The following is a 19,593-nucleotide window of genomic DNA, read 5'->3' on the forward strand; positions in this document are numbered from 1 at the left end:
TCGTTAACCCTATAGAGTGAGTAATGTTTTGATTGCTTTACGCTGATCCATGGCGGCATAGCCTTCTGCGACATCGGATAACGGCAGCACTAAATCAAAGACTTTTCCTGGCTGGATTTTGCGCGCCAAGGTGAGGTCGAGTAGTTCAGGTAGAAAGCGTCTTACTGGCGCAGGGCCGCCTAACATCCCCGATTGAGCGAAAAACATCTTCTGCCCGTCAAAGGTAACGCCATGCGGTACGCCGACATAACCGATCATACCGCCAGGTCGAACAATACTGGTAGCTTGCTGCATCGACTGCTCCATCCCCACACACTCTAAGACCGATTCGGCTCCAATCCCTCGTGTTAGCTCCATTACTCGTGCAATGCCTTCTTCACCCCGTTCGGCCACGATATCTGTCGCACCAAACGCTTTAGCTAAGGCTTGGCGTGAAGGATGGCGACTCATCGCAATAATGCGTTCGGCGCCGTAGTGTTTAGCGGCAATCACCGCCATTAAGCCTACTGCCCCATCACCAATGACTACTGCGGTGGACCCCGGCGTCACCCTTGCTGCATCGGCCGCATACCAACCTGTACCTAATACATCAGAAACTGCTTGGAGATCAGGATAGAGCGAGGGATCGGGTAAATGGTCGAGCCCGACTAATGTCCCGTCCGCTAACGGAATGCGGGCATAGGGTGCCTGAGCACCGGTCATAAACTCACGTTGCTGACAGGAGGATTGAAAACCATATTGGCAATGAGGACAGGTATTGTCTGATAGGCAGAATGACCCGACTACGAATTGCCCTTTTTTTACCGTTTTGACTTCACTACCGATTTCTACCACCACACCGCAGTACTCATGGCCCATCGCTTTAGGGCCATCAAAATCGCCGTAGCCGCGATAAGGCCAGAGATCTGATCCACAGATACTGGTTACCGCAAGTTGAATAATGGCGTCTGTTGGCGCGAGTATTTTCGGATCGGCAACCTCTTCGTAACGGACATCGCCCGCACCGTACATCATCGTTGCAAACATTGTTAGCTCCCATTGAGTGAGTATGTGATTGCTCAGCGCTTAGCATTGGTTAGATATGAATTTGTGTCGTCGTGAGCATGGCTGCAAACAGAAAAAAATTACGTATTGAAGTGCGTCTATCATGAACGCAGGGGGTTTTCGATTGAGTGGCACGAGCTCAGCCCCCTCGACCATATATTCTCACAAGCCAAAAATTGCTAGCAGAATCCTAAGCTATCGTTAGGTAATGATGGCAATAAAAGCGACAACAGACTAGAGGTCGAATAATGCATGACATTATTAATCTCATTCATTAATCACCACTGAGTGGCGAGAGTCAGCCATCCACAATTAATCGCGGCACTGGCTAGCAGAACGTAAAAAAATCTTATAAATTACTTAAGTGATAAAGAACAGAGTAGATATAACAATAAAGAATAATAAGATGCGCGACAGTGAGACGATACACTCACTCAGTCCGGCAAACACCCCGTTTAGCAAGGAACAAAAATGAAAAAAACGTTGATAAGTCTTTTATTCACCGCATCGCTGACTGCGCTCTCCGCACAGAGTGCCACGCCGCCAAATACCTTAGTGGTCGCGCAATCGCTAGATGATGCCATTAGCTTTGACCCCGCTCAGGGCTTTGAAACTTCTACCGTCCAAGCTTTTACTAGCTTATACCAACGCTTACTACAGTCGGATCCCTCGCACCCTGTCGATTTACGCCCAACACTGGCGACGCATTGGCAAGCCGGAAGCGATAATCGGAGTCTGACCTTCACCTTACGTGACGGGGCAACCTTTGCCAGCGGTAATCCTGTGCGTCCTGAAGATGTGATCTTCTCATTATCACGCGTCATCAAGTTAAACTTAGAACCCTCCTTCGTACTGACACAGCTTGGCTGGAATGCAAAAAATATCGATAGCCAGCTGACCAAGACCAGCGCTAATCAGGTTACGCTACATTGGGATGCGGCAGTCAGTCCAGCCTTTGTACTCAGCCTGCTCTCGGCACCGGTTGCCTCTATCGTTGATGAGAAAGAAGCATTAAGTCACCAAGTTAACAACGACATGGGCCATCAGTGGCTATCTAGCCATTCAGCGGGTAGCGGTCCTTATCAAATTCGTCGCTACGTTCCTCATGAAGTCCTATTGATGACGGCCAACCCGCGCTCGCCAGCCGGTGCCCCCAAACTCAGCACCCTATTAATTAAAAATGTTCCCGAAGCGGCAACACGTCGTCTCTTAATTGAGCAAGGGGATGCGGATATTGCGCGTAATCTAGGAAGTGATCAGTTCAGTGCGCTACAACATAAATCCGGTGTCACGCCAGTCTCTGTCCCTATTGCCTCGCTTTACTACCTGCTCTTTAATACCCAATCTTCCGCGGCGCTTAACAACCCCGCTTTCTGGGAAGCCTCGCGTTATCTATTTGATTACGATGGTATTGCGAATGGCTTGTTAAAAGGGCAATTCTCAATTCACCAATCGTTCTTACCCAGCGGCTATTTAGGCGCCCTCAATGATACGCCTTATACCTATAACCCGGAGAAAGCAAAAGCCATCTTAGCGAAAGCTGGCCTCTCTAATATCTCCTTTAAGGTTGTGGTCAATAACCAACCGCCTTACTTAGATATTGCGCAAGCGCTGCAAGCCAGCTTTGCGAAAGGTGGGGTTAAGATTGAGCTGATTCCAAGCCTAAGCAGTGAAGTGACCGCTAAGATGGCAAGCCATCAGTTCGATGCAACCGTTACCTCATGGGGCCCCGACTATTTTGACCCCAATACCAATGCCGCTGCCTTTGCCACTAATCCAGAAGATGGCAGCAGTACCCTTGCTTATCGCGCTGGCTGGCATATCCCTGAGTTAACGGCTGAAACACACAAAGCCGTGGCGTTAACCGATAACGCCCAACGTGCGGCACTGTATGAAAAATTACAGCGGCAAGTACAGAAAAGCTCACCTTATGTCATCGGTTTACAAGCTCACCAGTTGATTGCCTTACGAAGCAACATTAAAGGGTATCAGCAAGGCATGAACCCTGACATGGTCTATTACAACCAGGTAACGAAATAATGGCAGTGTCTGCGTCCACTTCGGGTCGTAGCATGCCGGTCAGGCGGCTAATACAGCGCCTGGCGGGTAATCTTTTTTCACTGATGATTACCCTGCTCGGTTTGTTAGCGTTTACCTTTACCTTGTCACATCTCTCACCGGTCGATCCGGTATTACAACTGGTGGGAGATCACGCTACCGCATCCACTTATGCTCAAGTTCGACACCAACTCGGACTCGATCACTCGCTGCCTGTTCAGTTCTGGCACTACCTACAGCAACTCGCTCATGGCCACCTCGGTGTGTCGCAAAGTACAGGACAACCCGTCATTGATGACCTGTTACGCACCTTCCCAGCAACCTTTGAACTTGCAACCTGCGCGCTTATCCTTGGAGCGACCTGTGGCATTTGTTTGGCACTGGTATCGGTATGGCATCCTAAAAGCTGGATTGATCATAGTGCTCGAGTCATCTCGTTACTCGGCTATTCTGTTCCGGTATTTTGGATCGGTTTGCTTGGATTGTTACTTTTTTATGCCGGATTGCATTGGTCGGCAGGGCCGGGGCAGCTCGACGATCTCTACGTTTATACCTTGGAACCCAAAACCGGTCTGGTCATCATTGATAGTTGGTTATCCGGCGATCGTGAGATGTTTATTAATGCGTTACAGCATCTATGGTTACCAGTGGTGATCTTGGGGTTACTCTCAATGGCCTCGATCACACGACTGCTTCGCGCAGCGTTATTAGAAGAGAACAGCAAAGAGTACGTCACCCTGGCACGGGCCAAAGGGGCCAGTCGCTGGAGAATTGTCTGGCACCATTTACTTCCGAATACACGTGGAACCCTGATTACCGTCGTCATGCTCTCCTACGTTTCTCTGTTAGAAGGCGCAGTATTAACTGAAAGTGTGTTCGCTTGGCCGGGACTCGGCCGCTATCTAACCAATGCGTTATTTGCGTCAGATATTCCTGCCATCTTGGGAGCAACCCTCATTATAGGAAGTTGCTTTATTATCATCAATGCCCTAACCGATGCGTTAGTATGGCTTACCGACCCGAGAACACGATGACCGAGACTTCCTTGCCACTCCGTACAGTCCGGCCTAATAAGCGCCGATGGTTACTGATCATTGGTTATAGCCTATTAGCATTACTTATCGCCATGGCGCTATTTGCCCCTTGGCTTTCGCCTTATGATCCCAACGCTCAAGTTATGGCTGACCGGTTACTACCACCCGACAGCCACCACTGGTTTGGTACGGATGGTTTTGGCCGAGATCTATTATCACGCGTGATTTACGGCACACGACCTACGCTCTTATTAGTGGTATTTATTCTGATCCTGACCGTACCGGTCGGTATGACGGTGGGCATTACCGCGGGATATCTAGGCGGTTGGGTTGAACGAATTTTGATGCGTATTACCGATATTTTTCTGGCATTACCAAGCTTAGTTATCGCTCTCGCGATGGTTGCGGTGCTAGGACCTAGTATCTTAAATGGCGCCTTGGCGTTGGCACTCACCAGTTGGCCCCCCTTTGCGCGACAAGCCCGCGCGGAAACACAGCAATTAAGACGAAGCGATTATTTAGCAGCCGCTAAAATGCAGGGAATTAAGGGTTTACCCTTGATGTTTGGTCATCTGCTACCACTTTGCCTACCTAGCGCGGTAGTTCGTGCCGCCTTAAGTCTTGGCGGAATTATTCTCTCTGCTGCGGGCTTAGGCTTTCTCGGTATGGGCGTTCAGCCCCCAACCGCTGAGTGGGGATCGATGGTAGCAGAAGGCGGTAAAGTGATTTTTGACCAATGGTGGGTGGCAGCAGCGCCAGGCGGAGCAATTCTTTTGGCAAGCTTAACCTTCAATTTCATCGGTGACGGTCTGCGGGACCGCTTGGATAGTCGCAATGACAGCTAATACCACCCCATTTATTATTGCTGACCAGCTTACTATCGGCGTTCCTGGCGGTCGCCCCTTAGTCGACGGAATCTCCTTTAACATCGGAAAAGAGCGGGTAGCGTTAGTCGGAGAGTCTGGCTCGGGTAAGTCGCTGACGGCCCGCAGTTTAATGGGACTGCTTGCCCCATCGCTGAGCCTTAACGCCTCACAACTCTCCCTTGCCGGGAACGATTTACTGCATCTTAAAGCCTCACAATGGCAAGCTCTGCGGGGGGGAAAAGTGGCAATGGTGATGCAAGACCCGAAATATGCCTTAAATCCTTCTAAAACCATTGGTTGGCAGGTTGAAGAGCCGTTAATTTTGCACCGTAAACTCTCCCGCCGCCAGCGCCAAGAGAAGGTATTGGCGATGCTCGAGGCCGTGGGGCTAACCAATCCGCATCAGCTGATTAAACGCTACCCTAATCAACTCTCTGGGGGAATGGGGCAGCGCATTATGCTGGCCATCGCATTGATTACCGATCCCGAGTTTCTGATTGCTGATGAGCCGACATCGGCATTAGACCATGCGATGCGTGACCAAGTTCTCTCCTTGATACAAGAGCTCGTGGCGCAGCGCGATATGGGATTATTGCTGATCAGTCATGACTTACAGCAAGTCGCAGACCACTGCCAACGGGTCATGGTGATGTATCAAGGACAGATTCTCGACCGCTTAGCGGCAAGCGATCTTGCGCACGCGACCCATCCTTATACCCAAACGCTCTGGGCTTGTCGGCCTAGTCTAGCGACCAAAGGTAAGCGCTTACCCACGCTAGATCGGGCAGCATTGGAGAGATAATTATGAGCGCTATTACAGTTAACCACCTCAATGTCTTTCACCCTCAGGGATATCATTTACGGCAAGTGGTGGAAGATGTCAGTCTAACAGTGGAACCTGGTGAATGTTTTGGGCTTGTCGGCCCCTCTGGCTGCGGAAAATCGTCGCTACTCTGGGTGATGGCAGGTCTTAATCCCCATTGGAGCGGGGAGATGGTATTAGCGGGTACTCACGTACAGTCCGGTTCCTCTTTTACCGGACAGTTACGCCGCGATGTCCAGATGGTGTTTCAAGATCCCTATGCCTCTTTACATCCTCGTCACCGTTTACGCCGTACGCTCGCAGAACCCTTAAAGCGGCTAGGTTTCGATAATATTGATGACCGGATAAGCCAAGGTTTCCAGCAAGTTGGCTTAGCGAGCGCATTGATTGACCGTTATCCCCATCAACTTTCAGGAGGGCAGCGGCAGCGGGTCGCTATTGTCCGTGCGCTACTTCTGGAGCCAAAAATACTACTACTCGACGAGCCAACCTCCGCGCTGGATATGTCAGTGCAGGCGGAAATATTGAATTTACTCAATCAATTAAAAGCCGAGCAGCAGTTAACGATGGTGTTAGTGAGTCATGATCCAGATGTGATCGACCACATGTGTGACCGCTCAGTCACCATGCAGGCTGGGCGAATTACCCAGCTTAGCTAAAAACTCGCTTTAGATATCACTTAAAACGAATATTCAGTCGAAGAGATCGACCCTATACTCCTAATAACGCATCGTTATTAGGAGGCTTTACGAGTGAAACCCTATCTTCCGTTATTCCTTGCTACCCTCTTTTCCTCCGCCAGTTATGCGGCAACGCCACCGGATAGTTTGGTAGTTGCGATTCCCTTGGATGGTATTATTAGTTTTGACCCCGCAGAGAGCTTCGAAACGGTGAGTACCAGTAGTCTGGTAAATATCTATCAAGGTTTAGTCAGTGCCGATCGTAATCATCCGCAACAGATAGTGCCCGCGGCGGCGGCAAGTTGGACGACCGGTAGCCAGCCGCATAGCCTGCGTTTTACCCTAAAACCTCATCAAACCTTTGCTAGTGGGAATCCGCTCACTGCTGAGGATGTGATTTACTCGTTAAGTCGCGCCGTAAAATTAAATAAAGCGCCGGTCTTTATTTTAGGGGAATTTGGCTGGACCCCTGAGAATATCGATGCCTCATTACAAAAAATCAGTAATACAGAGGTCGAGATTCGTTGGCAGAGTAATATAGGCCAAGATCTTGCCCTACGATTACTGTCTGCGCCTGTCGCCTCGATAGTGGACCAAAAATTAGTAAGTGAGCACCAACAAGCGGGGGATTACGGGAATAACTGGCTTAAGAATCATTCTGCTGGCAGTGCCGCTTACAGCATCCAACGCTATGTTCCGCAACAAGCCTTACTGTTAGAAAAAAATCCGCATAGCGCTATCCAACCCAAAATAGCGCATGTTTTATTGAAAGGGGTGCCTGACGCCAGCGCTCGCCGGTTATTACTCACGCAAGGCGATGCTGACATCGCCTATGGATTAGGCGCCGATCAGTTTGCAGCATTGCGCCAGACCTCTGGCGTGAAAGTGGCAAGTTTTCCCTCTAGCCTAATTTATTACCTCGCCTTTAATACCCAAGATAGCCAACAACCGGTATTGAGAAATCCAGCCTTGTGGCAAGCGGCGCGCTGGTTAGTGGATTATCGCTCTCTCTCACAACAATTATTGAAGGGGCAGTATCAAGTTCACCAATCTTTCTTACCGATAGGGTTTGATGGGGCGTTAGAAAAAACACCTTTCACCTTGGATGTGGCGAAAGCAAAACAAATTCTAAACAAGGCAGGCATCAAACCCGGTACTGCCTTTACTCTCTCCTTCACTAATCAACCGCCCTACAGCGATATCGCCCAAGCGTTACAAGCCAGCTTCGCTCAAGCCGATATACAGATTAAGCTCCAGCCTGTGCCTGAAGCGGAACTCTGGGGGAAAATGCGTAGTCGCCAATTCCAATCAATTTTCACTTATTGGGGAGCTGATTATATAGACCCCAATACCAATGCCAGCACCTTTGCCTATAACGTGCCGAATGGCCCGAAAACCTTGGCGTGGCGAGTCGGCTGGTCTATTCCACAACTCAGTGAATTGACACAGCAGGCCGCGGCGACCAGCGATGCAGCGAAGCGCCGAGCGCTCTATGGGCAGATTCAGACTAGCGTGATGGAAGATTCACCCTTTGTTGTGGCGTTACAAGGCGCGCAGCAGGTGGGGTTACGCAGTAATATTGAGGGGGCACAGCAGAGTTTAGGGGTCAGTATGCTCTATTTTGACCAGATCGCTAAATAGCGAAGTGAATAGGGGGTAGCGTCGACTCTACCCCCTTTCAAACAGTAGCGTTAGCCGTTACCTCTGAATTCAGGGTATAAGCTCATGCCGCCGTCGATAAAGAGTGTCGAACCATGAACGTAGTCAGACAGATCACTGGCCAGCCACACCACCGCATTCGCCACATCTTCTGAGGCACCGATACGACCATAAGGAATTAACTCCAGCAGCTTCTTCGCCGCGTCCCCTTCGGTGTTCTCGGCATTAATTGCCGTTGCGATAGCGCCCGGGGCGATCGAGTTCACTCGAATCTGCTCTTCGCCAACCTCTTGCGCGATACTGCGCATCAGTAGATCCACCCCACCTTTTGATGCGGCATAGTTCACATGACCCGCCCAGGGGATAAGTTGGTGGACAGAGCTGACATGAATAATTTTGCCGTTCGCGCGACTAACTTGGCGCTGCCCTTTCTGTTTACGGAACTGTAATAACGCCGCTTGTGCCGTCAAAAATTGACCGGTAAGGTTAACATCAATCACCTTTTGCCACTCTTGTAGCGTCATATCACCAATTGCAGCATCTTTTTGCAGGCCTGAGTTGGCAACCAGAATATCTAGCCCACCGAAGTGTTCAACCGCCTGCGCAATTAAGTGGTTCACATCGTCTTGCGACGAGACATCACCCTGTACAGCGATAGCTTGACCACCTTGTTGACGTATTTCCTCAGCCAGCTTTTCAGCAGGCTCGGCTTGGCTATTGTAATTAATGACGACACTGGCTCCGGCCTCGGCAAGCCCTTTTGCACAGGCATAGCCTAGACCCGAGCTGGCACCAGTTACGAGGGCGACTTGCTTAGCTAACGATATTTGCATTATGACTCCTGAGCTAGTTTCAATAAGAGTGAAGCATGGTATTGAGTATAGGACAGGACTGGAAATTTGATCGGATTCACAAAAAAGAGGGGTAAGACACCCCCGCTCAATAAAGAGCGGAGAGTGACAGAATGACTATTATTGACTCACGTCGTTAAGCGCGTCCTGCAGCGAAGCGCCGAACATAGCCCCGTGACTCAATCCAGGATAATTAACGACAGAAATCCCCAGACCTTGCTTTTGCCATTGAGCAACCCGTGGTGACAAATCGATAGCGGGAGCGACACCTGCTCTAGCCGGTTGCGAGGATCCAACCATCAATGTAAGGGTTGCCGGGTTCTTGGTTTGCGCCTGAATATCATCGACTAAAAATTGAAACCCTTGGCCCAACGACGGACTTGCGGAGAAGTAGTGACTAAACCGAGTGGAGTGTAGATAAGTATCTAACACAAACAATCCTCCAAAAGAGTGCCCCCATAAAGAACGTTGCGCCTGGTTGATAGGTAAGGCCGCCTCACTCTGTGGAATGATTTTCTGTTCCAGTAAGAAACGGAAAATAGCACTACCGCCGCCAACTCGTCCACGACCTAGCATCGAGCCGCCCTCAGTAGCATCTTTCTTGATAGGAGTATAATCAAACGATCGTGCTGCCAGATCAAAAGGCAGTGGCGTATCGTAGCCAATGAATACTAATACAGCTGGATTTTTCTGGCTTATCCCCTGTAATTGAGACTCATTAATACGGCTGAGGCTCGAATTGCCGTCTAACAGATATAAAATGGGGTAACCTTGCGCAGGGGCAGGCTTGTTAGGCACCGCGACCCAGATTTTGTAATGTCGCTGGTCATCTACGGAATCGAGTTTATACATCCTAAAACGATAGAACTGCGATCCCTGATCGGCAATTGATGGACCCAGAGGCGCCATATTAGGCCTTGAAAGAACACTCGGCGAATTCACTAAAAGTAAAAACAGTATAATCACCGCTTTTCGATAAAGACCTAACATAACGCCCTCGTTTTATTATTAATAAACTAGATTAGAAGTGCATACCGACTTCCATATAATAAGTTCTTCCGGACTCATTATAGGTATTAGCGCCCGCTCCCCACAGATAAGCGCCAGTTGTGGCATTACCTGTCGTTTGGGCATTGCCTTCACGGAAGTGCCGCTTATCGAAGAGATTATCGATGCCCGCGGTTAAATCAAGATTCTTATTGATGGTATAAGTACCACTCAACCCGACAATGGCGTAAGGTGAAACTTCACGCGTTTCACTGCCCGAAGTACGTTCACCCTGGTAGTTATACTTTTTCGGCTTTTGACGACCATACCACGTTAAGGTGCCCTCGAAGGATAACTTATTCGTTGCCTGCCAATCCAAGGTCGAATTTATCGTGTATTTAGGGATAACTGATAAATAGTCATGGGTTGTCTTATTTTCATTTTTCAGAATATAAGTCAGGTTATTTTTTAGGGAAAGTGTATCCGTAATAGGGAAATTAAGCGTCCCCTCAATCCCTTCCACCACCGCTTTCGGCACATTCTCCCATTTATAAATATTCGCAGTGCCATTGTTATATTCACTGGTATAACCGGCCTCAATTTTATTGTGGTAATCGTTGCGGTACCAGGTCACGCCTGCCTGCACATCATTAGCATTATGGTATTCGATGCCAATTTCTTTATTCACGCTAGTTTCAGCGCTGAGATCCTTATTACCTTGCAGGTAACAACTGCCACCGCCGTAACAGCCTTGACCGTTGCTGTATAAAAGATAGTTAGGGTTTGTTTGATAGAGGTTCGGCGCCTTCCAAGCACGAGCAATCCCCATTTTCAAGGTAAAATCGCCTCCCAACTCTTGGGAGAGGTTTAAGGATGGGCTCCAGTCTCCACCGGAAATACTTTGGTGGTTAAAGCGAATACCCGGGACGAGTTTAGTGCTATCGGTCAGCTGCATATTGTCTTCAGCGAAAATACCATAGATATCCGCTGAGCTATATTTAGAACGCCCGGTACTGGAAATACCGTCAACGCTACCCGCACTGGCCGTCACAGTATTAGAAGTTGGATCTCGCATCGCTTGGTGGTTAAATTCAGCTCCTACCGTCAAAACGTGATCGACCCATGCTTGGAAAGGAATACTGACATCCGAGTGTACGTTAGTATCGTACAGAGTAATGGTCGAAAACCCAGTATTGGTCGTACTAAATATGCCGGATGCGCCACCCGTTAGGCCTTCATTCAGTCGTGTATTACGCGTTTTTTCAAACTGAACATAGTTATTGGTGGAGACACCATTATCCCATAGACCGGTATATTTAAGCGCTAGCGTTTGTCGATAGAGGACGTTGGTTTCATTACCGTAATTCGCTTTGACTAACGCATTACTATTGGTATTTTGTGTATCTCCCGCATAGATGTTCCCTTGACGACTAAATCCCGTATCGAGCTCAAGATTCTGGTTAGGGGCAAATTCCCAACGTAGTGCGGAATGAATGTCACGATTTAGCGAGCCTTCGCGCCCTGCAGGATAAGTGCCTGCGTAGGTCCCTGTACGAGTTTGTGTGTGGCTCTTATTGATATCTTGCGCATCGGCCTGGGTTTTACTCCAGTTACCGTATAATCGGAAAGTAAGGTTATCCGCTAATTCACCGCTCAAGCTCGCGTTATAGCGTTGAGACGCCCCCTCAGCTTTATGTTCAGGAGAGTTGAAGTAAGTGTTGAAGCTTCCGTGCCACGCTTTACTGGTCGGTTTAGTAATAATATTGACCACGCCACCCATTGCGCCGTTGCCATAGAGTGCGGCCGCCGGTCCACGAATCACATCAATACGCTCAATCATTTCCGGTGGTACCCAGTTAGTATCACCGCGTGTATCGCGCTCGTCACTCCAGCCATAGCGAACTGAATTACGGCTGGTAACAGGCATGCCGTCGATCAGTATCAGCGTATTTTCTGGACCCATCCCGCGAATATCGATCTGCCGGTTATTACCGCGTTGGCCACTGGTGGAGTTACCCGTGAGGTTAACGCCCGGTTGCGTACGAATTATTTCGGAAAGATCACGTTGGATAGGGTGTTTCTTAATAGCTTCGCTGGTGATGGTGGAGACGCCTGGAGCTTGAAGCGTCTGCTGGCGAGCGGTTACGACTAATCGCCCTTCAGTCGACTTATCACTGAGCGTGTCGTTGGTATCGGACTCTTTTTTTACGGTTTTATCCAATGATGTGGTATCGGTTGCCGCCACAGCAGTAGCTTGTAGCCCGACAATCATTAAAGGAATAAGGAGCGGACGTATTACTTTTTTTATAACCATGGGTGTATAAAGCGCTAAGCAGGAAGAGAGTGCCAATAGAGTAACCGAATGCATAGTAATGTAAATGATATTGATTAGCATTTACATTTTCTTATCACTCTCCTTGCTTTACATTGTCGCCAGCACTGAACGGAATTATCCAAACTGTTGCTGATGACGCTTTTTACGCTGCAGATAGTCGTCATCCTCTCTGAGTTTATCCCATGAATGTTTAAAGATTTTTGCCGCCGCCGCTTTCTCTTCATCGAGTTGATAAGGGAGAATTTCACGATTCTTGTCATATTTTTTACCGCCAGGATGGTTGGCGTAGCGTCTAGCACGAGTATATCCCATCTGTATAAATTTACGCGCCATATCCATTCCCACAAAATCGTCTTGTTTTCGATAATCCTCAAAGAGTTGCATGATTTTCTTAGCAGAGGCGGTTGCACTGGCGACATCTTTAAATCGCCAATAGGGAAGAATTTCACTTTTATAAGGTTCGACCATCAACACTCCCTGTTCCCCTCGCCCTACTTGGTAGCGTTCTGGATGCTTACGAAAATCAATACTTGAAAAATCTTGTTGGTAGTCGAATTTTTTCATAAATCGCCTCTCCTTATTTACTTGCTATTAAGTATAGGTGAGAGTGATAAGGGCGAGCGGGGAATGATTGGATTTACAAAGTATCTCAAAATAATCGTCTTCACAGAGTGTGAATAAATTAGACCTTATCGCGTAAGTATCATTATCCTAGACTTCGCGATGTTTTATTTCTAATAATTATTAGATCAATAAGTCCTTTATAAAATCGCTATCCAATAATGATAAGGCTATAGACATAATAAGCTGAGTCGATCTGTTCATGTTATAAGATATTTAAACCCTATCTTAATTGACCGAAGGGAAACTCGATGAATGATATTAACGCTTCAAGACTGGAATATCGCAGCTTATCTCACAGTGATTGGCCATTTTTCTTGGCTTTGAATGCTGATCGTCGAGTGATGTCTTTTATCAGCGATCCCCTTGATGAAGAAACGATCCGCCGCGACTACTTTGAACCACGTTTACAAGCTTGGGAGAAAGGTAGTGAACATTGGCTTTGCCTGGTGATCAGCGAAAAAGACACAGGCAAACCTATTGGTGTAACGGGTTTTATTGAACGTAATGAAGGCATCGCTGAGGTGGGATTTATTCTCAAACCTGAGTACCAGAGGAAAGGTTACGGAAGCGAGTCTTTAACAGAGATGATTAAATTAGCCTTTACCCATTATAACTACCATAAAGTCATCGCCACCGTGACGGCAGGAAATGAAGCCTCACGTAAAACGCTAATAAAATGCGGATTCCAACAAGAAGGCAGCTTAAGGAAAAGTTATTATCTGAATGGGCGCTGGCAAGATGACTGGCTGTTTGGATTACTCAAAGAAGAGACCCACTATTGATATTTAACTAGTCATCGACTTATCAATAGGGTAATCAGGAAATCACTTTAAGAGCGCAAGTAATGAATAAAAGTAAAATAGGTATTTTAGCGGGTATGGGGCCACGATCCACCGCCCCTTTTCTCGAAAAAGTTATCGATGAATGCCAACGGCAATATGGGGCAACCTATGATATGGATTTTCCCGAAATTCATATTATTTCTCTACCGACACCTTTTTATCCTGGTAGCGCGATTGATTCCGCGAAGATGATTGAAGCTTTACAGAGAGGGATTACCGATTTAGTAAAGAGTAACGTGAGTTTACTTTCAATCCCTTGCAATCTTGCGCATTGTTATTTTGACGAAATAAGCGAGGTTTCACAGGGTATCCCATTATTACACATCGCTGATGCGCTCTATTCTTTTCTACCACCGCCGCCATCAGCTGTCTGTATACTTGCCACCCTCCCCACCCTGGAATCCGGTTTTTATCAACAGAGGCTGGCTACCAAGGGGATCACTCTTGTCGATTCCAAGGTGTTAAGGGAAAAGACAACGGCTCTCCTTCCAGTGATTAAAGCTGAGGGCTACCACAGTGACCGCGTTCACGCTTTGTGGCAGGAAATCATCACTGAGATAGCAAAATTAGAAATTAATGAGGTTATCATCGCCTGTACTGATCTTAGTCCTCTGACCACTATAACCCATGGATACTCCATCACCTTTATTGATTCGATGGCGGCTTTAGCGGTGAAAACAGTTAGTGAGTATTTACGTCAAAGAGAGGAGCTGCCATGAAGGTAATGAAAGAACTGAAGGCAAAATATCCCAGCGCACTCGCCTGGGGATTTGGGGATAGTGCTGCAATGGCAGATGAACTTTCCCATCATATCGTCGCTGGGCGTAAAACCGCTTCCTGCGGTTCACTTGCTGCCTACCTAAGTGAGGAATTACCTCCCACTGTGGGGAGCTACCATATTATCCTCAATGGTCGCGAAGAGCCCGTTTGTGTAATTCGTATCATTGCGATGCGGATTGTGACGTTCGATAAGGTAGAGGCTGAATTTGCCTATAAAGAAGGCGAGGGTGATCGTAGCCTGAATTATTGGCGACAGGAACATGAAGCCTTCTTTACCCGAGAAGGAAGTTTCAGCCCAACCATGGAACTTGTCGCGGAAGAGTTCGAATTAGTCGAAGTTGTCTAAGATTACTTCAAGAGTATCTTTAGCCCAAGCAAGCCTAATAGCCCTGCACTAAGACGATCTATCGTCACTTTACAGCTTAGGTAAAAACGACGCAGGGTAGCGCGACTTAGGATCAAGGCGACAAAAATAAACCAGACGAAATCGATTAAGAACGTCATTCCCGGCACCATAAAATAGAGCGTCGTCGATAAATGAGGTTGGAGCAATGGGGTAAATAGGCTCGCAAAGACAATGGCTGTGTTTGGGTTACTGAGTTGCGTAAACAGTCCACTGAAAAAAGCTTGGCGGAAAGTCAGCACAGAGATAGCTGAAGGCTTGCCTTTTGCTCGCGGTTTTTGACGTAACATGTTGACTGCGCTGACTAGCAAGTAACCGCCGCCCAGAACTTTCAAAACATTATGCAGTTCCGGAATCATTGTTAACACTGCATGTAATCCTGACAGAGCAGCCAGTGCAAAAACCATTGCCCCAGCCCCTAAGCCAATGGCCACTCCGAGTGAGGCGTAAAAAGATGAGGAAAGCGCAACGCGGGTAGCGAGCAAAAAACTCGCACCGGGGCTCATTGCGCCAACGGCAATAGCCAAAGCGATCGTACCAAGCTGAAATAATTCGCTGTTCACGTTTCCCCTCAGTTATTTTTTCGCCTAGATGCGTAATCACTTATATCGGTTGATAACCCTGCCAAGCAGGACGGTCAAGTTGCCCCTCAGCCATTGGGGTTAAGTGCAGATAGCCCTCCCCAACTTTATCGAGTAATAAGCAATTATCAACGTCTTTAAGGTTATCTTTATGCTGATGCGCTGCCCCGGATAATAACCGACTTAATGCCTGTTTTTTTGCCTGCTTCGCATCTTCAGCGACAAATAGTCCAAATTCATGGAGCTCAGCCAGCGTGTCGGAACGGTAAGCTCCGACATTGACGAAAAAAAGCTTCTGTGACGTCGTCGAGGGGGTAGCTTGTAAACTCACACTGTAGCCATCAACCCACGTGATCTGGGTGTAGCCATCAAGATGAACTTTATTTTTATCCCCAAACCATGCCTTTTTTAACGTTGGCCAGGCTTCCTCAGGCGTGTTGGCTGCCACAAATTGAATATCATGGACTTCAATATTCGACTTCCCGGCATTGCCCCCAAGATAGAACATATATAAATTCACTCAAATCTCCCAATATCGACTCGATTTCGTCTCGTATTTTATATAATTGCCGCTTAGTATAGTGACTATAAGAATATCTTATCACAGCCATTTAAAGAGGATCGTATGGCGCAACCTTCGTACCAGCCCCCCTCCCAGCGTCAGTATTATCACGAATTTTTACGCGGTGCGACAATGGTCATTCCGGTAATGATTGGTGTGCTTCCTTTTGGCCTATTATTAGGCGCTCAAGCGGCTCAAAAAGGATTGTCTGTCGGTTTATTAAGTATGATGACCGGCTTGAATTTTGCCGGGGGATCAGAGTTTGCCGCCGTTGCGCTATGGAGTTCCACCCCGCCGCTCATCACTATTGTCTTGGTCAGTATGCTAGTAAACAGTCGCCACTTAGTGATGGGCGCCGCCCTTGCGCCCTATATTAACCATTTGCCTCGTCGAAAAGCTCTAGCCGCATTATTCTTTATGTGTGATGAAAATTGGGCGCTCGCCATGGCAGATGCCACCCGCCGTCGTGCGGCAGGACAAGAACCCGCCTTCAGCTTGAGCTTCTATTTCGGTTTGGCGGTTACCCTTTGGACAGTCTGGCTAATCTCGACCACCTTAGGGGTAATACTGGGGCCTGAGCTCGGTGATATAAGCCGTTGGGGCTTTGATATGGCATTTCCTGCGGTATTTTTTGTTTTACTAAAAGGGATGTGGAAAGGGTTGCGCTGTGCAATCCCTTGGCTAGTGAGTTTACTCAGCGCTGGCTTTGCTTATCATTATTTGCCTGGGGCGGCCTATGTCCCGATTGGCGCCATTACCGGTATTATTACTATTGTATTAATGGGAGCTAAGGTGTGAATATTTTACCTGTCGCGACCATTTTACTGATGGCGTTGAGTACCTACTTTACCCGCATTATCGGCTATTTATTACTCCGTAATCGCCAGCTCAGTCCGCGTATGCAAGCCGTAATGGATGCTGCCCCCGGTTGTGTATTAATCACTATTATTTCGCCCTATTTTGTCACCGATAAACCCGCCGATCTTCTGGCGTTAGTCATTTCACTCTTAGCAGCATCACGCTGGGGCCTTTTACCCGTGGTGGTTATTAGCGTGGTAAGTACAGCGGTGTTACGGTTTTTATTGTAGTGGCAAAAAGAGAGGGGCATTGCCCCTCGTTGAAGTTTTATAAACTCTCTCTGGCCCATGATGACGTTAGTCGATATTCAACTACTTTAGGGTTTCACGGACTGTTTATATCTCTTCAGGTCTCTTGATATTTCAACAGCCAAAGAGGCTAACCAATGGTTAGAAACCCGATAAGATAACTTTCCCCTTAGCCTTACCCGATTCGATTAGTTGATGTGCTTGCGTTAAGTTCTCAACATTAATAGGTCCCAATACCGTATCCATTGTCGTCTGCACTTTCCCCTCCTCAACCAAAGTCGCGAGCTGATGTAAAATCTCGCCTTGTTGCGCCATGTCTTTCGTTTCGAACATAGAACGAGTAAACATTAACTCCCAGTGGGTGGAAATAGATTTAGGCTTTAACGGCATGATATTGAGGCTTTCTGGATCATCAATTAAGCCAAATTTACCTTGAGGGGCAATAAGGTCTGCAATCTGCTGCAGATAAGTCTCTGTCGCGTTCGTTGAAAAGACATAATCTGGCTGGGCTAGTCCTAATTGCGCCAATTGTTCCTCTAGCGGTAAGTGATGATTGATCACATAGTCAGCGCCTAATGCTTTCACCCAATCTTGAGTCTCCGGGCGAGAGGCGGTCGCAATCACTGTCATCACTGTTTTGGCTTTGAGTAATTGAATGGCAATTGAGCCGACACCGCCGCCACCGCCAATAATTAAGATGGACCCACTCGATTGCTGAGTGATACCGAAGCGATCGAAAAGCATCTCCCAAGCAGTCAGTGCAGTAAGCGGTAGCGCTGCAGCCTCTTCATTCGATAATGACTTAGGGACAAGACTGATAATACGTTCATCAACTGCTTGATATTCAGCATTACTCCCTTCACGGGTTAAATCACCGGCATACCAGACTCGGTCACCCGCAGTGAAGTTTTCGACCTCGCGACCGATTTCAACCACTTCTCCCACCGCATCCCATCCTAAGATGCCCCGAGAATGTGTCGGGATGGATCCGTTCCTCACTTTGGTATCTACCGGATTGACTGATATTGAAGAAATTTTCACCAATACATCCCGTGTATTAAGCTCTGGGTGTGGGGTTTCAATCTCAAAGAATTGATCGGTGGCCTGACCCGTTGTTGGGGATAAACACGATATCGCCTTCATTGTAATCTCCTGTTGTTTTCCCCCATAATAGTTCAATAAAAAAATTCGGTTATACCCACACTTTTGGGTACTAGTTACATAAAAGGTACTATTGGATGGCTAAAATCAAACACTCAAGATTTGACTGCACACCAGGTTGTTCGGTCGAAGCAGCAATAGGCCTATTGGAAGGAAAATGGAAAAGTATCGTTCTGTGGCATTTACTTACGGATGAAGTGCTGCGGTTTAGTGAACTTCGCAAACGAATCCCAGTTGTTACCCCGAACGTACTGACTCGACAATTACGAGAACTGGAAGAAGATGGGCTGATTGTTCGTAAGGTGTTCGCCGAAGTCCCCCCACGAGTCGAATACCGGTTGTCGCCCTTAGGTAAAACCTTAGCTCCGATATTAGAAGCATTAAAAGCCTGGGGTGACGAAAATATCGACCTCTACGGTAAGGCGGTTCAGAAGTGATGTTTGAGTAATATAACCAATTGCTTAGGTTAAATTGGGGGTAAAAATTTAGGTAAGGATTTCAACTTAATACCTAAATTTTAAAAACTTGGTGTTATTGTCGCAAACTTTACTATCTGACGATGTTAAATGTGGGATAGATATAAAGCGAGTTTACTCATCTCTATTCAGTTAATTCATACCTTGATGCTGTAGCGGACGAAATCCTCCAGAACTGCCAGCCGATCGTAGAGCACCCGTGCTGGATTGGATTCACGTGTAATCCAGTAAACTTTCGCCCATGATTTATCCTTAGCCTCGTCCCGGATAGCTTCTATAAGTGACTTTCCAGCTCCGATGCCTCGCTTTTTCTCGTCAACATACAAGTCTTCCAGATAGCAGAGTGGGCGCGTCACCCAAGCACCTTCGTGCAAAACAAAGATGGCAAAGCCGATAATATCTCCATCCATTTCAGCAACTCTACACATCAGGGGGGAATCTGAGGACAAAGCACGATTCCAAGTAGATAAGGTGATTGATCCATCTAGATCACATCCTGCAAAGGTTAGATATTTCCTCCACAAAGTGATCCACGCCTCGTGGTCTTCTGCTTTAACCTCACGAACGTTGATACCCATCTTTTATCCTCATATCAGTTTTCAAATACTGGTAGTAAACACCTAATATTTTGTAATGTTAACTTTTTCGATAGCGCTCTCTAACATAAGGTGATATTGCGCGCTTTACTCAAACGCTCACAGATCCGCTCGGCTGATTGTCC

Annotated in this window: 21 protein-coding genes; 12 read left to right on the top strand and 9 right to left on the bottom strand. The window is 47.5% G+C overall.

The features are described 5' to 3' along the window. Positions 1-9: 9 nt before the first annotated feature. Positions 10-1,026, bottom strand: coding sequence for a zinc-dependent alcohol dehydrogenase family protein (locus QJR74_RS14535; protein WP_304372525.1), 1,017 nt, complete (start codon positions 1,024-1,026; stop codon positions 10-12). A gap of 489 nt (positions 1,027-1,515) precedes the next feature. Here QJR74_RS14535 and QJR74_RS14540 point away from each other — a divergent pair, with 489 nt between their 5' ends. The 6 genes from QJR74_RS14540 (at position 1,516) to QJR74_RS14565 (ending at position 8,146) form a co-directional block, all read left to right on the top strand. Next, a complete protein-coding gene (locus tag QJR74_RS14540; protein WP_304372526.1) occupies positions 1,516-3,084 on the top strand; it encodes an ABC transporter substrate-binding protein in 1,569 nt (522 codons plus the stop codon). After that, positions 3,084-4,136, top strand: coding sequence for an ABC transporter permease (locus QJR74_RS14545; protein WP_304372527.1), 1,053 nt, complete (start codon positions 3,084-3,086; stop codon positions 4,134-4,136). The genes QJR74_RS14540 and QJR74_RS14545 overlap by 1 nt, the downstream gene beginning before the upstream one ends. After that, complete coding sequence (locus QJR74_RS14550; protein WP_304372528.1) at positions 4,133-4,981, top strand: ABC transporter permease; 849 nt, start codon at positions 4,133-4,135, stop codon at positions 4,979-4,981. Before QJR74_RS14545 ends, QJR74_RS14550 begins: the two co-directional genes overlap by 4 nt. After that, entirely contained in the window at positions 4,971-5,804 is an 834-nt protein-coding gene (locus tag QJR74_RS14555) for an ABC transporter ATP-binding protein (protein ID WP_304372529.1), read from the top strand. The genes QJR74_RS14550 and QJR74_RS14555 overlap by 11 nt, the downstream gene beginning before the upstream one ends. 2 nt (positions 5,805-5,806) lie before the next feature. Further along, positions 5,807-6,484 (top strand): ABC transporter ATP-binding protein, encoded by a 678-nt coding sequence (locus tag QJR74_RS14560; protein ID WP_304372530.1) that lies wholly within the window; start codon positions 5,807-5,809, stop codon positions 6,482-6,484. A 93-nt stretch (positions 6,485-6,577) separates the two neighbouring features. Next, complete coding sequence (locus QJR74_RS14565; RefSeq protein ID WP_304372531.1) at positions 6,578-8,146, top strand: ABC transporter substrate-binding protein; 1,569 nt, start codon at positions 6,578-6,580, stop codon at positions 8,144-8,146. Positions 8,147-8,196: 50 nt separating this feature from the next. Here QJR74_RS14565 and QJR74_RS14570 read toward each other — a convergent pair whose 3' ends face one another. The 4 genes from QJR74_RS14570 to QJR74_RS14585 all read right to left on the bottom strand — a co-directional run bounded on the left by QJR74_RS14570 (position 8,197) and on the right by QJR74_RS14585 (position 12,901). After that, entirely contained in the window at positions 8,197-8,997 is an 801-nt protein-coding gene (locus tag QJR74_RS14570) for a glucose 1-dehydrogenase (RefSeq protein WP_304372532.1), read from the bottom strand. 138 nt (positions 8,998-9,135) lie between these two features. Next, on the bottom strand, positions 9,136-9,924 hold the full coding sequence (locus QJR74_RS14575) for an alpha/beta hydrolase (RefSeq protein ID WP_304372533.1): 789 nt from the start codon (positions 9,922-9,924) through the stop codon (positions 9,136-9,138). Between the two features lie 112 nt (positions 9,925-10,036). Further along, on the bottom strand, positions 10,037-12,316 hold the full coding sequence (locus tag QJR74_RS14580) for a TonB-dependent siderophore receptor (protein ID WP_441007661.1): 2,280 nt from the start codon (positions 12,314-12,316) through the stop codon (positions 10,037-10,039). A gap of 135 nt (positions 12,317-12,451) precedes the next feature. After that, a complete protein-coding gene (locus QJR74_RS14585; RefSeq protein WP_304372535.1) occupies positions 12,452-12,901 on the bottom strand; it encodes a DUF4385 domain-containing protein in 450 nt (149 codons plus the stop codon). A gap of 308 nt (positions 12,902-13,209) precedes the next feature. On the opposite strand from QJR74_RS14585, the gene QJR74_RS14590 reads away from it, so the two are divergent. The 3 genes from QJR74_RS14590 (at position 13,210) to QJR74_RS14600 (ending at position 14,929) form a co-directional block, all read left to right on the top strand. Then, positions 13,210-13,743, top strand: a complete 534-nt coding sequence (locus tag QJR74_RS14590; RefSeq protein ID WP_304372536.1) for a GNAT family N-acetyltransferase — start codon at positions 13,210-13,212, stop codon at positions 13,741-13,743. 62 nt (positions 13,744-13,805) lie between these two features. Then, positions 13,806-14,522, top strand: a complete 717-nt coding sequence (locus tag QJR74_RS14595) for an aspartate/glutamate racemase family protein (RefSeq protein WP_304372537.1) — start codon at positions 13,806-13,808, stop codon at positions 14,520-14,522. Then, positions 14,519-14,929 carry an ASCH domain-containing protein gene (locus tag QJR74_RS14600; RefSeq protein ID WP_304372538.1) on the top strand — a complete coding sequence of 137 codons (411 nt, stop codon included), beginning with the start codon at positions 14,519-14,521 and terminating at the stop codon, positions 14,927-14,929. The genes QJR74_RS14595 and QJR74_RS14600 overlap by 4 nt, the downstream gene beginning before the upstream one ends. Before the next feature lie 2 nt (positions 14,930-14,931). On the opposite strand, the gene QJR74_RS14605 is transcribed toward QJR74_RS14600, so the two are convergent. Further along, the gene (locus QJR74_RS14605; protein ID WP_304372539.1) at positions 14,932-15,549 is read right to left on the bottom strand and encodes a LysE family translocator; all 618 of its coding nucleotides are present in this window, start codon (positions 15,547-15,549) and stop codon (positions 14,932-14,934) included. Between the two features lie 40 nt (positions 15,550-15,589). Then, positions 15,590-16,087, bottom strand: coding sequence for a DUF1543 domain-containing protein (locus QJR74_RS14610; protein ID WP_304372540.1), 498 nt, complete (start codon positions 16,085-16,087; stop codon positions 15,590-15,592). A gap of 105 nt (positions 16,088-16,192) precedes the next feature. On the opposite strand from QJR74_RS14610, the gene QJR74_RS14615 reads away from it, so the two are divergent. Together QJR74_RS14615 and QJR74_RS14620 are read left to right on the top strand one after the other, a co-directional pair. Continuing rightward, complete coding sequence (locus QJR74_RS14615) at positions 16,193-16,927, top strand: AzlC family ABC transporter permease (RefSeq protein WP_304372541.1); 735 nt, start codon at positions 16,193-16,195, stop codon at positions 16,925-16,927. Next, positions 16,924-17,217: an AzlD family protein gene (locus tag QJR74_RS14620; RefSeq protein WP_304372542.1), complete on the top strand. Its 294-nt coding sequence runs from the start codon at positions 16,924-16,926 to the stop codon at positions 17,215-17,217. The genes QJR74_RS14615 and QJR74_RS14620 overlap by 4 nt, the downstream gene beginning before the upstream one ends. 159 nt (positions 17,218-17,376) lie before the next feature. Here QJR74_RS14620 and QJR74_RS14625 read toward each other — a convergent pair whose 3' ends face one another. Further along, entirely contained in the window at positions 17,377-18,378 is a 1,002-nt protein-coding gene (locus QJR74_RS14625; RefSeq protein WP_304372543.1) for a zinc-binding alcohol dehydrogenase family protein, read from the bottom strand. A 95-nt stretch (positions 18,379-18,473) separates the two neighbouring features. Between QJR74_RS14625 and QJR74_RS14630 the strand changes: the two genes are divergently transcribed. Further along, the gene (locus QJR74_RS14630) at positions 18,474-18,833 is read left to right on the top strand and encodes a winged helix-turn-helix transcriptional regulator (RefSeq protein ID WP_304372544.1); all 360 of its coding nucleotides are present in this window, start codon (positions 18,474-18,476) and stop codon (positions 18,831-18,833) included. Between the two features lie 176 nt (positions 18,834-19,009). On the opposite strand, the gene QJR74_RS14635 is transcribed toward QJR74_RS14630, so the two are convergent. Further along, positions 19,010-19,450 (bottom strand): GNAT family N-acetyltransferase, encoded by a 441-nt coding sequence (locus QJR74_RS14635; protein ID WP_304372545.1) that lies wholly within the window; start codon positions 19,448-19,450, stop codon positions 19,010-19,012. Positions 19,451-19,593 lie beyond the last annotated feature (143 nt).

Source organism: Tatumella ptyseos (assembly GCF_030552895.1).
Classification (GTDB): domain Bacteria; phylum Pseudomonadota; class Gammaproteobacteria; order Enterobacterales; family Enterobacteriaceae; genus Rosenbergiella; species Rosenbergiella ptyseos_A.

What these genes read in the sequence shown, in the direction of transcription:
- QJR74_RS14535 (WP_304372525.1), bottom strand. Translation starts at nt 1,026, where the DNA reads ATGTTTGCAACGATGATGTACGGTGCGGGCGATGTCCGTTACGAAGAG.
- QJR74_RS14540 (WP_304372526.1), top strand. Translation starts at nt 1,516, where the DNA reads ATGAAAAAAACGTTGATAAGTCTTTTATTCACCGCATCGCTGACTGCG.
- QJR74_RS14545 (WP_304372527.1), top strand. Translation starts at nt 3,084, where the DNA reads ATGGCAGTGTCTGCGTCCACTTCGGGTCGTAGCATGCCGGTCAGGCGG.
- QJR74_RS14550 (WP_304372528.1), top strand. Translation starts at nt 4,133, where the DNA reads ATGACCGAGACTTCCTTGCCACTCCGTACAGTCCGGCCTAATAAGCGC.
- QJR74_RS14555 (WP_304372529.1), top strand. Translation starts at nt 4,971, where the DNA reads ATGACAGCTAATACCACCCCATTTATTATTGCTGACCAGCTTACTATC.
- QJR74_RS14560 (WP_304372530.1), top strand. Translation starts at nt 5,807, where the DNA reads ATGAGCGCTATTACAGTTAACCACCTCAATGTCTTTCACCCTCAGGGA.
- QJR74_RS14570 (WP_304372532.1), bottom strand. Translation starts at nt 8,997, where the DNA reads ATGCAAATATCGTTAGCTAAGCAAGTCGCCCTCGTAACTGGTGCCAGC.
- QJR74_RS14575 (WP_304372533.1), bottom strand. Translation starts at nt 9,924, where the DNA reads ATGGCGCCTCTGGGTCCATCAATTGCCGATCAGGGATCGCAGTTCTAT.
- QJR74_RS14580 (WP_441007661.1), bottom strand. Translation starts at nt 12,316, where the DNA reads ATGGTTATAAAAAAAGTAATACGTCCGCTCCTTATTCCTTTAATGATT.
- QJR74_RS14585 (WP_304372535.1), bottom strand. Translation starts at nt 12,901, where the DNA reads ATGAAAAAATTCGACTACCAACAAGATTTTTCAAGTATTGATTTTCGT.
- QJR74_RS14590 (WP_304372536.1), top strand. Translation starts at nt 13,210, where the DNA reads ATGAATGATATTAACGCTTCAAGACTGGAATATCGCAGCTTATCTCAC.
- QJR74_RS14595 (WP_304372537.1), top strand. Translation starts at nt 13,806, where the DNA reads ATGAATAAAAGTAAAATAGGTATTTTAGCGGGTATGGGGCCACGATCC.
- QJR74_RS14600 (WP_304372538.1), top strand. Translation starts at nt 14,519, where the DNA reads ATGAAGGTAATGAAAGAACTGAAGGCAAAATATCCCAGCGCACTCGCC.
- QJR74_RS14615 (WP_304372541.1), top strand. Translation starts at nt 16,193, where the DNA reads ATGGCGCAACCTTCGTACCAGCCCCCCTCCCAGCGTCAGTATTATCAC.
- QJR74_RS14625 (WP_304372543.1), bottom strand. Translation starts at nt 18,378, where the DNA reads ATGAAGGCGATATCGTGTTTATCCCCAACAACGGGTCAGGCCACCGAT.
- QJR74_RS14630 (WP_304372544.1), top strand. Translation starts at nt 18,474, where the DNA reads ATGGCTAAAATCAAACACTCAAGATTTGACTGCACACCAGGTTGTTCG.
- QJR74_RS14635 (WP_304372545.1), bottom strand. Translation starts at nt 19,450, where the DNA reads ATGGGTATCAACGTTCGTGAGGTTAAAGCAGAAGACCACGAGGCGTGG.